Below are 12216 nucleotides of genomic sequence, written 5' to 3' on the forward strand. Positions count from 1 at the left end.
GGCGGGAAGGTCCGCGGATAACTTCGCTCTACGGATATTTGATTCCGTGAAGCGGAAAACAGGAGGGTGTGGAATGGGTCAGGGCCAGCAGGAGAAGGTGGCGACGAGCCTCGCGGGCGCGGTCAGCGAGGAGATCAGCGCCTCCCTCGCCCCGGTCGACGCCGAGTTGGAGCGCCGCTACCCCGGTGACCCCGGCACCCGCCAGCCCGTCCACACCGTGTACGTCCCCGGTGACGTCTTCGCCGCCGGCACCATCCGCTCCTGGGGCGACCAGGCCCTCGCCGCCCTCGACGAACACGCGCCCGACGCCGCCTCCTTCGCCGCGGTCCTCGGCCTCTCCGACGACCTCGCCGCACCCGTGTACGACCGCGTACGCGCCAAGCTGGAGCGCGAGCCCGTCGAGGACCTCCGCGTCGACTTCGAGGACGGCTACGGCCCGCGCCCGGACACCGAGGAGGACGAGGCGGCGGCCCGCGCGGCACGGCTGGTCTCGGAGGCGTACGAGACCGGCACGGCGGCCCCGTACATGGGTATCCGCATGAAGTGCATGGAGGCGCCGGTCCGCGACCGGGGCATCCGTACGCTCGACATCTTCCTGACCGGCCTGATGGAGGCGGGCGGCCTGCCCGACGGGCTCGTGCTGACCCTGCCCAAGGTGACCTATGCCGAGCAGGTCACGGCCATGGTGCGGCTCCTCGAGGAGTTCGAGAAGGCGCGGGGCCTGGAGCAGGGCCGGATCGGCTTCGAGATCCAGATCGAGACCAGCCAGTCCATCCTCGCCACCGACGGCACCGCGACCGTCGCCCGCATGATCCAGGCGGCGGAGGGACGGGCGACGGGCCTGCACTACGGCACCTTCGACTACAGCGCCTGCCTCGGCGTCTCCGCCGCCTACCAGGCCAGCGACCATCCGGCCGCCGACCACGCCAAGGCGATCATGCAGGTCGCGGCCGCGGGCACCGGCGTCCGTGTCTCGGACGGCTCCACGAACGTCCTGCCGGTCGGCCCCACGCCGAAGGTCCACGACGCCTGGCGGCTGCACTACGGCCTCACCCGCCGCGCGCTCGCCCGCGCCTACTACCAGGGCTGGGACATGCACCCCGGCCACATCCCGACGCGCTACGCGGCCGTGTTCGCGTTCTACCGGGAGGGCTTCGAGCAGGCCGCCGCGCGTCTCGCCCGGTACGCCAACCACGCCGGCGGCGACGTGATGGACGAGCCCGCCACCGCCAAGGCTCTCAGCGGCTACCTCCTGCGCGGCCTGGACTGCGGCGCCCTGGACATCGCGGAGGTGGCCCGAGCGGCCGGCCTGACCCGCGCCGACCTGGAGGCCTTCGCGACACCGAGGCGAGCGGACCTGACGATCTCGGCTCCATAAGGGCCCAGCCCCGCCAGGGGCGCGGGGAACTGCGCGACAAGCCACTGACGGTCCGCGGCCCGACGACGACCGGTACCACCCCTCACACCAGAGGCGCGCCGCACGTAGCGACCCAGTCACAGCGACAGCGCCCCCGCACCGGCTGTCACTTCTGCCCCGTACTCTGGACGCCACTTCATTGGTGTGACTCAGGAACGGGGCAGCGGTGTCTTCGGGGGAAAACCAACAACCAGGGGAGAAGGACCGACCGGACGGGCCCGACCAGCCCGACGGGATCGGCCGGCTCCTCGTCGGACGCTACCGCGTCGTCGCCCAACTGGGCCGCGGCGGAATGGGCGTCGTCTGGCGGGCGCTCGACGAGGTCCTGGGCCGCGAGGTCGCGGTCAAGGAACTGCGTACGTACTCGGACGCGGGCGCGCCCGAACTGGCCGACCTGGGGCTGCGCATGCAGCGCGAGGCGCGCGCGGCGGCCCGCGTGCGCCACCCGGGAGTCGTCGCCGTGCACGACGTGGCGGAGGTCGACGGCAGGCCGCTGATCGTCATGGAACTGGTGGACGGACCGTCCCTGGACGACGTCCTGCGCGAGCGCGGCACCCTCGACGCACGCGAGGTGGCCGGCATCGGCGCGAAGGTCATGGACGCGCTCTCCGCGGCCCATCGCGCCGGAGTGCTCCACCGTGACGTGAAGCCCGGCAACATCCTGCTCGACCGCTCCGGCCGGGTCGTCCTCACCGACTTCGGCATCGCCACGATGGAGGACCCGGGCGACGGCTCCGCCACCCATCTCACCCGCAGCGGCGAACTGGTCGGTTCCCTGGACTACTTGGCACCCGAGCGGGCGCAGGGCCACGAACCGGGCCCGGCCTCCGACATCTGGGCCCTGGGCGCCACGCTGTACGCGGCCGTCGAGGGCGCCTCGCCGTTCCGGCGTACGTCGACGTGGTCCACACTCACGGCGATCGTGGTCGAACCGCTGCCGGAGCCGCAGCGCGCCGGGCCGCTCGGCCCCGTTCTGCAGCAACTGATGCACAAGCAGCCGGAGTCCCGCCCGGACGCCGACGAAGCGAGCCGCCTGCTGCAAGCGGTGGCGGACGCCACCACCGGCCCGGACTCGGCGACCAGGGGCCTGCGCCCGCCCGCGCCCCGGCCGCGCGAGACGACCGAGCGGAGCGTGCCGGCGGTGCCGCCGGGCTTCGGCCCGCCGGAGCCGGCCGGTGCGGGCTTCGGGCCCGCCGGCGAGGACAGGGCGGAGGCCGGCTCCTTCGGAGGCTCCGCGCCCGGCGTTCCGGCGACGGGTCATGCGGGCTTCGGCGCCCCGGAACCGAGCGGGCCGGGGACCGGAGCCGCAGGCGCGGGATCGGATACTGGTACGGGAGAAGCCGCATTCGGCGCCGCGGGCATCGGCGGCTCCGGGCCCGGGGTCCCCCGGGCGGGTTGGCAGGCGGCCGCAAGTCCGGCGACGGACGGGACGGGCGCCTCGGTGTCCGCCTCTGCCTCCGCCTCCGCAGGGAGCGGATCCGGGCCCGGATTCCCGGACGCGGACCGGGCAGCACCCGGGGCCCAGCAAGCAGGCGGCCACGCCGCGCCGCCGACAGCGGGCTCTTCCGCGCAGCCCCCGACGCCCGGGCCGGGCTTCGGCCCGCCCGAGTCGATGGCTCAGCCCGCCGTTCCTGCCGCTCCCCGGGGTCGCAAGGGCCGGGTTCTTCTCGCCGCCGCAGCGGTGACCGTCGTGCTGGCCGCGACCGGCGTCACCGTCGCCCTTCTGAACGGCTCCGACGAGTCGGGGCCCACCGCCGGGCCCAAGGCATCTCAGGGCGGCGACGCCACCCCGTCCGAGGGCGCGAGCCGCGGCTCGATCGACCTGTCGGACGACACCAAGCCCACGGAACAGGGCGACAAGAAGGAGTCCGCGAAGCCGAGCGAGAAGCCGGAGCGCACCGAGGACGCCAAGCCCACGGACAAAGCACCGGCCGCCTCGCCCAGGCCCAGTGAGGGCGGTACCACGGGCGGCGGTTCGGACGGCGGCACGACCGGCGGAGGCGGCGACCCCAGCTCCGCCCCGGTCTGCCACGCCATCGGTGGCGGCAAGTACAACTGCGAGGTCTGGAAGACGTCCAAGTCCTACACGGCGGCCGGAGCCGAGGCGGGCACCCTCAACGCGGGTACGAACTACTTCTACTGCCAGCAGAACCTCGGCCGCCGCGAGACCTACGGCGAGTGGACGAACGTCTGGTGGGCGAAGACCGACGACGACAGCGGCAACACGAACGTCTTCGTCAGCGACGTCTATATCAAGGGCGGCGACAACGACGCGCCGGTTCCGGGGCTGCCGGTGTGTTGACCGGGCAGGTACTTCTCCAGTTCGGAGGCCGTCGTCCACCCCTCCTCGGCGAACAGCCGGGTGCCCGCGGTGCAGAGTCGCAGATCGCCGCGCGCCCGGGCGCAGAACTCCTCGGGCGTGGCGCCGAACAGCTCCCGCAGCCGCGGTGACCGGGCCAGGAGTCCGGTGAGCAGCGGCCGCTCTCCGGGATGCCTCAGCGGCGTCCCCGTACCGTCGTGGAGGACTCCGCGCCGGTTGACGTAGAGGTGGGCGCCGTCGAGCGCGGCGCCCGACTCCAGCTCGATCCGGACGTCGTCGGCGGGCAGCGACACACGGTCGTACGCCCCCGCCGGCGCCGTGACGCCCTCGCTCGCGTCGACCGCCGCGAGTTGTGCGGGGTCCAGCCAGGTGATGAACAGCTCGCGGGTGTGCCCGGGTGCGCGGAAGGGCGACGCGGACACATACCCCATCGCGCTGACGTGCGCCGAGACGCCCACCTCCAACCCGGTGACCCGCGCCTTCACCAGCGGGACCGGGGACGACAGCTCGTACTCCCGCATCTTGTGCCGGAGTTGCGCGGGGCAGGCGTTGGAGCCGACCGCGAGGACCGGGACGCGGCCCGGGAACTCACGGTCGGTGAGGGGCAGCAGCCGGTCCCCGTCCAGGAGCCCCGATTCCCCGGGCCAGACGCCCGGATAGGTCAGCGGACGGTCGCGCGGCGCCTCGGCCAGACCGAGCGCTTCCAGCGTGCGGTCGGCATACGGGTCACTGGCCGTCATGTGTCAGTCCGAGGGCGGCAGTTCGCCCGAGCCGCGGGTGATCAGACGCGTCGGGAGTTCGATGCGTTCGGGAAGGACGAGCGAGCCGTCGAGCTGACGGAAGAGGCGCTCCGCGGCGGTGCGGCCGAGCTGCGCGGCGTCCTGGGCGACGACGGTGACCCCGGGCTGGAGGAGGTCGGCGAGCTCGATGTCGTCGAAGCCGACCAGGGCCACGGGGCGGGAGCCCTCGGCGATCACACGTACGGCCGTGACCGTCACCCGGTTGTTGCCCGCGAAGATCGCCGTGACGGGGGAGGGACCGGAGAGCATGTCCTCGGCCGCCTTGCGCACCCGCTGCGGGTCGGTGACACCCAGGGACATCCAGGCGTCCTCGACCGGAATTCCGGCGTCCTCCATGGCGGCGCGATAACCGCGCAGACGCTCGGCGGAGGTGTGGATGCGCGGCATGTCACCGATGAAGCCGATCCGGCGGTGGCCGTGCGCGATGAGGTGGGCGACGCCGTCACGCGCACCGCCGAAGCTGTCGGAGAGCACGACGTCCGCGTCGATCTGTCCGGCCGGGCGGTCCACGAAGACCGTGGCGACACCCGCCTTTATCTCCGGTTCCAGATAGCGGTGGTCGTCACCGGCCGGGATGATCACGAGTCCGTCCACGCGGCGCGCGCACAGCGCGAGGACCAGCTCCTGTTCGCGGTCGGGGTCCTCGGCGCTGGAGCCGTTGATCAACAGGGCGCCATGGGCGCGGGCCACTTCCTCCACCGCCCGGCTCAGCGGGCCGTAGAACGGGTCCGCCAGATCCTCCAGCACGAGACCGATGCTCGCCGTACGCCCCTTGCGGAGCACCCGCGCGCTGTCGTTGCGCCGGAAGCCCAGCGCGTCGATCGCCTCCTGCACCCGGCGCTCGGTGTCCGGGGTGACTCCTGGCTCGCCGTTGACTACACGCGATACCGTCTTCAGGCCGACTCCGGCACGCGCCGCGACGTCCTTCATCGTGGGGCGGTTGCCGTAGCGGCTCTCGGTTCGGCGGGCGGTCTCGGCCACGATGCGCTGTCCTGTCCTGTAGTCCATGGGGCTGCGTCGGTCCTGAGGATGCTCGGTTGGTCGCCAGATCGGGGTGTGGCGTCGAGCATAGAGCCTGGACAACGTTGTCAGATGCGGGAGAGACTGTCCATCGCAATCTCCGGCCTCCCCTTCCTCACTGCGAGACCGGCCTGCCCTTTTCTCATGGTCCAAATGGGATCCAAACGGGAGATCAGACACTGATGCACACCGACCTCGTGGCCGCGCTCGACATCGGCGGCACCAAGATCGCCGGAGCGCTGGTGGACGGCCACGGCCGGATCCTGCTGCGCGCCCAGCGGCCGACGCCCGCGCAAGAGGGCGGCGAGACCGTCATGGCGGCCGTCCACGCCGTGCTCGGCGAACTGACCGTCTCGCCCCTGTGGAGCCGTGCCATGGCCATCGGCATCGGCAGCGCGGGCCCGGTGGACGCCTCAGCGGGCACCGTGAGCCCCGTGAACGTGCCCGGCTGGCGCGACTACCCCCTCGTCGAGCGGGTCCGGGCGGCAACGGCCGGGCTGCCCGTCGAGCTGATCGGCGACGGCGTGGCGATCACCGCGGCCGAACACTGGCAGGGCGCGGCACGAGGACACGACAACGCCCTCTGCATGGTCGTCTCGACAGGCGTCGGAGGCGGCCTGGTCCTGGGCGGACAACTGCACCCCGGACCCACGGGCAACGCCGGCCACATCGGTCACATCAGCGTGGAACTCAACGGCGACCGCTGCCCGTGCGGGTCCCGCGGCTGTGTCGAGCGCATCGCGAGCGGCCCGAACATCGCGCGCCGCGCCATCGAGGGCGGCTGGCAGCCCGGCGCCGAGGGCGACACCTCCGCGGCCGCCGTCGCCGCCGCCGCCCGCGCCGGTGACCCCGTCGCGGTGGCGTCCTTCGAGCGTGCCGCCCAGGCCCTGGCCGCCGGAATCGCGGCGACCGCGACGCTGGTGGAGATCGACATCGCGGTGATCGGCGGGGGAGTGGGGAAGGCGGGTGACGTCCTGTTCACGCCGCTGCGTGCCGCCCTGCGGGACTACGCCACGTTGTCGTTCGTGCAGCGGCTCACTGTGACGCCGGCGCAGATGGGGACGGATGCCGGGCTTGTCGGCGCGGCGGCGGCTGCGCTCAGCCGGCAGGCGAGCGCCACCACGGCGGTGGTTGGCGGCTGAGCCGCCCCTCTGTCGTTCGGGTGGGGATTCGATCCGAGCGTTGTTGTGTGCCGGCCGGTGGGGGCCTGTCGCGCAGTTCCCCGCGCCCCTGAAAAGAAGGCACTCCGGGGCGCGGGAAGCTGCTTGGTCGGGCCCTGCCTGTCCGCTGGTGTCAGCAGGTGAGTCGGGTGTCTGCCCAGTCGCCGTGGTCCGAGGTGATTCCGTCTCCGCCGTCCGTGACGACGAGGCGGATCACCTGGGCGCCGCTCACGTCGGCCGAAAGGGGCTGTGCGGGCTGGGCGTTGGTGAGGACGCCGGTCGAGGCCACCTTTGTGCCGTCGGCCCAGATCTCGAAGGCGACGGACCCGTCGGTGCCCTCCTCGTCGTCCACGCCGACCTTCGCGGTCACGGTCTCGCAGGCCTTGCCCGTGTAGTACTCGACGGTGCTCTCCGCATGGACGCCGAGCCCCGTGGCGTACACGACCCCGTTGATCGTGAGGGGGGTGCCGTCGCCCGCCGCGCTCTCGCCGTTGCTGGTGTTGCGCTCAACGGGCCCCCAGCCGTTGGTCGTCGAGAGCCAGGGGAGATCACCGGGATTCGACGCGCCCGAGGGCGGGGCCACCACGACGGATGCCGTCAGCGGCAGCACACTCTCCGCTCGCACCCCGCTCGGCGAGCGGTAAGTGGCCTTCAGCTTCAGCTCGTACGGCCCCGCGGGCGTGCCGACGGGCGCGGTCACCGTCCACTTGGTGCGCAACGCCCTTCCGGTCGGGAGGGAGCCTGTCGTGGTCGGCGACTTGGCCTTCACCCTCCAGCCCTCGGGGCCGGTCAGGGAGACGGAGACGCGCTTCGCGGGCGTGCGGCCCAGGTCGGTGACCGAGGCCGTCAGAGCGGTGGGCTTGCCCGCTTCGATCAACGTGCTGCCGTCCAGGCCGAGTTCGACGGCGGGTGGGTTCTTGGCCCAGCGGCCGTCCGTCGAGACCCGTACGAGAACCGTGCCGCGGGCCGGGACGGTCGCCGAGATCGCGCCCGCCGTGTTGTAGCTCTTGTGCTGCCACAGGTCGCGCAGCGTGTAGGCGTCCGCGTCGGGCAGTCCGACGGCCTTCGCGGTCGTGGCGATGCGCTGGGCGCTGCCGGTCTCGTTGAAGAGGGCGACCGTGCGGCTGCCGTCCTTCATCTCCTTGGCGACGACCCAGCGACCGCCCTCGGACGAGAGCACGGCGCCCTGCTTGCCGAGCGGGTCCTGGTCGACCGCGATGACCTCCTTGTTGCCGAGGATGTCGAAGGTCTCCTCGGGGACGGAGCGCAGGTCCGAGCCGATGAGCAGCGGCGCGGCCATGATCGACCACATGGAGAAGTGTGTGCGGTACTCCGTGTCCGTCATCCCGCCGTTGCCGACCTCCAGCATGTCCGGGTCGTTCCAGCGCCCGGGACCGGCGTACTGCGCGAGCGGCAGGTTCTGCTTCATGATCGACAGCATCGAGCCCCAGTTGTCGCTGATGTCCCCGGTCGTACGCCACAGTTGGCCGACGTCGGCCGCCCACTCCCAGGGCTTGTTCTCGCCCCACTCGCAGATGCTGTAGACGATGGGGCGGCCGGTCGACTGAGAGGCGGCCTTCAGGGCGTCGCGCATCGTCGTGTAGCGCAGCTTGGCGTCCACGCCCTGGTTGTTGCAGTTGTCGTACTTCAGGTAGTCGACACCCCAGTCCGCGAACTGCTGGGCGTCGCTGTACTCGTGGCCGAGCGCGCCGGGGAAGCCCGCGTCGTTGCACGTCTTCGTGCCCGCGCTGGTGTAGATGCCGAGCTTGAGCCCCTTGGCGTGCACGTAGTCCGCGACCGCCTTGATCCCGCCCGGGAAGCGGACCGGGTCGGGCACCAGCTTGCCGTTCGCGTCACGGGCGGGCAGCGCCCAGCAGTCGTCCAGGTTGACGTACTCGTACCCGGCCTCCTTGAGCCCCTTGGTGACGAAGATGTCCGCGATGCCCTTGACCATCTCCTCGTTGAACTCCGCGCGGCAGTGCGTGGAGTTCCAGTTGTTGAAGCCCATGGGCGGGGTGAGGGCGAGACCGTCGTCCAGGGTGGGTGCGGCCGGTGCTGCCGGAGTTCCGGCCGATGCTCCGGTCGGTGTTCCGGCGTCGGCGGCCGGGGCGGTCCCGGTCAGCCCCAAGGTGCCGAGCAGCCCTGCGGTGAGCGCTCCGACCACTCTTCGGCGAGTCGTGCGGGTGAGAAAGTGACGCATCGTTACGTCCTCCGTACTCGCGAAAGGTTGGATGTCTTCATGTCCGCGTCATCCGTGCGCGTTTACGGTAGGACCTGTCGCACTGTGGTGGAAGAGGTGCGGTAACGTTTGTTCGATATCCCGTCAAAACCCTAGACGACGCTCCGACTAGGGAGTGGAATTCAAGCCCCGCGTGCGTTTGTGTTGAGTTGCGCCCCGTGGAGGGGTTCACGCCACGGTGATCGCTCAAGGGGCCCGTGATTCCCATGAATGCGGCGGGACATCGGATGTCCCGGCGGAATCCCTTGCGTGGTGCGGCCGTACCGTGGGGCGGCGGAAAGGTCGACCGTGACCCATGGGCGGGTTGGCAGTTGAACCGGGCATGAAGAAGCGCAGCATGCTCGCCATCGCCTCCCTCGCCACCGGATTCGTTGTGGCGGCCGTCACGCCGTCCCACTCCGCGGAGGGCGACGCCCTCGGCGGCCTCGACGTACAGAACACGCTCAGCAGCCTCGACCAGACGGTCAGCGACGGCAGTCTGGCCACGGACGACAAGCCCCAGGAGCAGCGGGACTGACTCACGAGTCAGGACCGCTCCGACCGTCGGCCCGGCCCTTCGAGGGCCGGGCTTTCGCATGCGTCCGACCCGTCGAACGCGACCTCTTCAGGGCCTGGTTTCCGTGGCAGGGTGGAGCGGGCAAGCCTCAGGGGGCCAACAGCAGCAGAGGGGGAACCGTGATCGTTTGGATCAACGGTGCGTTCGGTGCGGGGAAGACCACCACCGCACGGGAACTGATCGACCTGATCCCGAACAGCACACTCTTCGACCCCGAGCTCATCGGCGCCGGGCTGACGCAGCTCCTGCCCGCCAAGCGCCTCGCCGAGGTCGGCGACTTCCAGGACCTGCCGATCTGGCGACGGCTCGTGGTCGACACCGCGGCCGCGATGCTCGCCGAACTCGGGGGCGTACTCGTGGTCCCCATGACACTGCTCCGCCAGGACTACCGTGACGAGATCTTCGGCGGTCTCGCCTCCCGCAGGATCGCGGTTCGCCATGTGCTTCTCGCCCCGGCGGAAACGATCCTGCGCGAGCGAATAGCCGACCGGGAGGTCCCGCCGGACCTCCCTGACGGGGAGATACGGGTGCGGCAGTGGTCGTACGACCACATCGAGCCCTACCATGCCGCCCTCGCCGGCTGGCTCACCGCCGACGCCCACCCGGTCGACACCAGCGCGCTGACCCCCTCCGAGGCCGCCGTGCGCATCGCCGAGGCCGTGAGCAGCGGAAGCGTCCCCGTCTGCGACATCGTGCAGACCCCCGAGCCCACCTCGGAGACCGTCGCCGCGGGCGTACTCCTCTTCGACGAGCAGGACCGGGTGCTGCTCGTCGACCCGACCTACAAGGCCGGCTGGGAGTTCCCGGGCGGCGTCGTCGAATCAGGCGAGGCACCCGCGCGCGCGGGCATCCGCGAGGTCGCCGAGGAGACAGGCATCCGACTCGTCGACATACCCAGCCTGTTGGTCGTCGACTGGGAGCCACCGGTACCCCCCGCCTACGGTGGACTCCGCCTCCTCTACGACGGCGGCCGGCTCGACAGCGACGAGGCCCGGCGGATGCTGCTGCCGGGCCCCGAACTGCGCGCCTGGCGCTTCGTCACCGAGGAGGAGGCGGCCGGACTGCTGCCACCCGTCCGCTACGAACGCCTGCGCTGGGCACTGCGCGCACGGGAGCGGGGAGCCGCGCTGTACCTGGAGGCCGGGGTGCCCACGGGGTAGCTGTCCCGGCAACGGCCGTGGGCCGACGGCCATCGGCCGTGGGGTGTACGAGGGACGAGGGGCGTGCCCGGTTGCGTCGTGGGGCACGCCCGTCGGACCAACTCGCTCAGTTCGCCGCGTAGTTGCGCAGGAACAGCGCCTCCGCGACGGACAGCCGCTCCAACTCCTCCGGCGACACGCTCTCGTTCACGGCGTGGATCTGCGCCTCCGGCTCGCTCAGCCCGATGAGCAGGATCTCCGCCTGCGGATAGAGCGACGCGAGGGTGTTGCACAGCGGGATGGAGCCGCCCTGACCCGCGTACTGCATCTCCGCACCGTCGTACGCGACACTCATCGCCTCCGCCATCGCCGCGTACGCGGGACTGGTCGTGTCGGCGCGGAACGGCTGGCCCTGGCCGATCTGCTCGAGTTGCACGCGCGCGCCCCACGGGGTGTGCGCCTCCAGATGGGCCTGGAGAAGCTTGGTCGCCTCGACCGTGTCCACGCCCGGCGGCACCCGCAGGCTGACGAGCGCGCGGGCGCCCGCCTGCACGGACGGGGTGGCGCCGACCACCGGCGGGCAGTCGATGCCCAGCACGGTCACGGCCGGCCGCGCCCAGATGCGGTCGGCGACGGTGCCCGAACCGATCAGCTCCACACCGTCGAGCACCTTCGCGTCCTTGCGGAACTGCGCCTCGTCGTACTGGAGGCCGTCCCAGCGCGAGGTGCCGGTGAGTCCGTCGACCGTCGTCGAGCCGTCCTCGGCACGCAGCGAGTCCAGTACGCGGATCAGCGCGCCCAGCGCGTCGGGGGCCGCGCCGCCGAACTGGCCGGAGTGCAGGTTGCCTTCGAGGGTGTCGACCCGGACACGGAGGAGCGTCATGCCGCGCAGCGCGGTCGTCACCGTGGGGACGCCGACCCGGAAGTTGCCCGCGTCGCCGATGACGATCGTGTCGGCGGCCAGCAGCTCGGGGTGCTCCTCCGCGTACCGTTCCAGGCCCCCCGTGCCCTGCTCCTCCGAACCCTCCACGATCACCTTGACGTCGACCGGGACCCCGCCGTTGGCCTTGAGCGCGCGCAGCGCCAGCAGGTGCATGAGCAGGCCGCCCTTGCAGTCGGCGGCTCCCCGCCCGTACCAGCGGCCGTCCCGCTCCGTCAGCTCGAACGGCGGTGTCGCCCAGCCGGCCTCGTCGAGCGGCGGCTGCACGTCGTAGTGCGCGTACAGGAGGACGGTCTTGGCGCCCGCGGGGCCCGGCAGGCTGCCGTACACCGACTGTGTGCCGTCGGGGGTGTCGAGCAGCGCGACGTCCTGGAAGCCCTCGGCGCGCAGCGCGTCGGCCACCCAGTTCGCGGCGCCCTCGCTCTCGCTCCTCGGGAACTGGTCGAAGTCCGCCACCGACTTGAAGGCCACCAGCTCGGTGAGCTCCGCCTTCGCCCTCGGCATCAACGAGGCGACGGTCTCGGCGACCGGATTCGACGACATGGGCACGCTCCTCGTGGGTGCGACGTTGTACGGATGGGTACGTCTGCGATGCGCGCATACGGGTGTGCGCGCTGCATTCGCT

9 protein-coding genes are annotated in these 12216 nt (G+C 71.7%); 5 read left to right on the forward strand and 4 right to left on the reverse strand.

What is annotated here, in order from left to right; translation table 11 throughout:
- Positions 1 to 73: 73 nt before the first annotated feature.
- A complete protein-coding gene (locus OG718_RS45670; RefSeq protein WP_143633283.1) occupies positions 74 to 1378 on the forward strand; it encodes a DUF6986 family protein in 1305 nt (434 codons plus the stop codon).
- A gap of 205 nt (positions 1379 to 1583) precedes the next feature.
- A complete protein-coding gene (locus OG718_RS45675) occupies positions 1584 to 3719 on the forward strand; it encodes a protein kinase domain-containing protein (RefSeq protein WP_443055265.1) in 2136 nt (711 codons plus the stop codon).
- Here the strand turns inward: OG718_RS45675 and OG718_RS45680 are convergent.
- Both OG718_RS45680 and OG718_RS45685 read right to left on the reverse strand, forming a co-directional pair.
- Positions 3665 to 4477, reverse strand: a complete 813-nt coding sequence (locus OG718_RS45680) for a hypothetical protein (protein WP_328846924.1) — start codon at positions 4475 to 4477, stop codon at positions 3665 to 3667. The two genes, OG718_RS45675 and OG718_RS45680, sit on opposite strands and share 55 nt — an antisense overlap.
- A 3-nt stretch (positions 4478 to 4480) precedes the next feature.
- Positions 4481 to 5545 (reverse strand): LacI family DNA-binding transcriptional regulator, encoded by a 1065-nt coding sequence (locus OG718_RS45685; protein WP_055613455.1) that lies wholly within the window; start codon positions 5543 to 5545, stop codon positions 4481 to 4483.
- Between the two features lie 194 nt (positions 5546 to 5739).
- On the opposite strand from OG718_RS45685, the gene OG718_RS45690 reads away from it, so the two are divergent.
- Complete coding sequence (locus OG718_RS45690; protein WP_143633287.1) at positions 5740 to 6699, forward strand: ROK family protein; 960 nt, start codon at positions 5740 to 5742, stop codon at positions 6697 to 6699.
- A 151-nt stretch (positions 6700 to 6850) separates the two neighbouring features.
- Here OG718_RS45690 and OG718_RS45695 read toward each other — a convergent pair whose 3' ends face one another.
- The gene (locus OG718_RS45695; protein ID WP_143633289.1) at positions 6851 to 8917 is read right to left on the reverse strand and encodes an NPCBM/NEW2 domain-containing protein; all 2067 of its coding nucleotides are present in this window, start codon (positions 8915 to 8917) and stop codon (positions 6851 to 6853) included.
- A gap of 361 nt (positions 8918 to 9278) precedes the next feature.
- Between OG718_RS45695 and OG718_RS45700 the strand changes: the two genes are divergently transcribed.
- Together OG718_RS45700 and OG718_RS45705 are read left to right on the forward strand one after the other, a co-directional pair.
- On the forward strand, positions 9279 to 9473 hold the full coding sequence (locus tag OG718_RS45700; protein WP_143633290.1) for a hypothetical protein: 195 nt from the start codon (positions 9279 to 9281) through the stop codon (positions 9471 to 9473).
- Between the two features lie 158 nt (positions 9474 to 9631).
- The gene (locus OG718_RS45705; RefSeq protein WP_143633292.1) at positions 9632 to 10672 is read left to right on the forward strand and encodes an NUDIX hydrolase; all 1041 of its coding nucleotides are present in this window, start codon (positions 9632 to 9634) and stop codon (positions 10670 to 10672) included.
- Positions 10673 to 10778: 106 nt separating this feature from the next.
- Here the strand turns inward: OG718_RS45705 and OG718_RS45710 are convergent, their stop codons facing one another.
- Entirely contained in the window at positions 10779 to 12134 is a 1356-nt protein-coding gene (locus OG718_RS45710) for a dipeptidase (RefSeq protein WP_143633293.1), read from the reverse strand.
- Positions 12135 to 12216: the final 82 nt, after the last annotated feature.

The organism is Streptomyces sp. NBC_00258 (assembly GCF_036182465.1).
Lineage (GTDB): Bacteria > Actinomycetota > Actinomycetes > Streptomycetales > Streptomycetaceae > Streptomyces.

Excerpts from the sequence above, each read along its gene's own strand:
- OG718_RS45670 (WP_143633283.1), top strand. The coding sequence starts at position 74 with ATGGGTCAGGGCCAGCAGGAGAAGGTGGCGACGAGCCTCGCGGGCGCG.
- OG718_RS45680 (WP_328846924.1), bottom strand. The coding sequence starts at position 4,477 with ATGACGGCCAGTGACCCGTATGCCGACCGCACGCTGGAAGCGCTCGGT.
- OG718_RS45685 (WP_055613455.1), bottom strand. The coding sequence starts at position 5,545 with ATGGACTACAGGACAGGACAGCGCATCGTGGCCGAGACCGCCCGCCGA.
- OG718_RS45690 (WP_143633287.1), top strand. The coding sequence starts at position 5,740 with ATGCACACCGACCTCGTGGCCGCGCTCGACATCGGCGGCACCAAGATC.
- OG718_RS45695 (WP_143633289.1), bottom strand. The coding sequence starts at position 8,917 with ATGCGTCACTTTCTCACCCGCACGACTCGCCGAAGAGTGGTCGGAGCG.
- OG718_RS45700 (WP_143633290.1), top strand. The coding sequence starts at position 9,279 with ATGAAGAAGCGCAGCATGCTCGCCATCGCCTCCCTCGCCACCGGATTC.
- OG718_RS45710 (WP_143633293.1), bottom strand. The coding sequence starts at position 12,134 with ATGTCGTCGAATCCGGTCGCCGAGACCGTCGCCTCGTTGATGCCGAGG.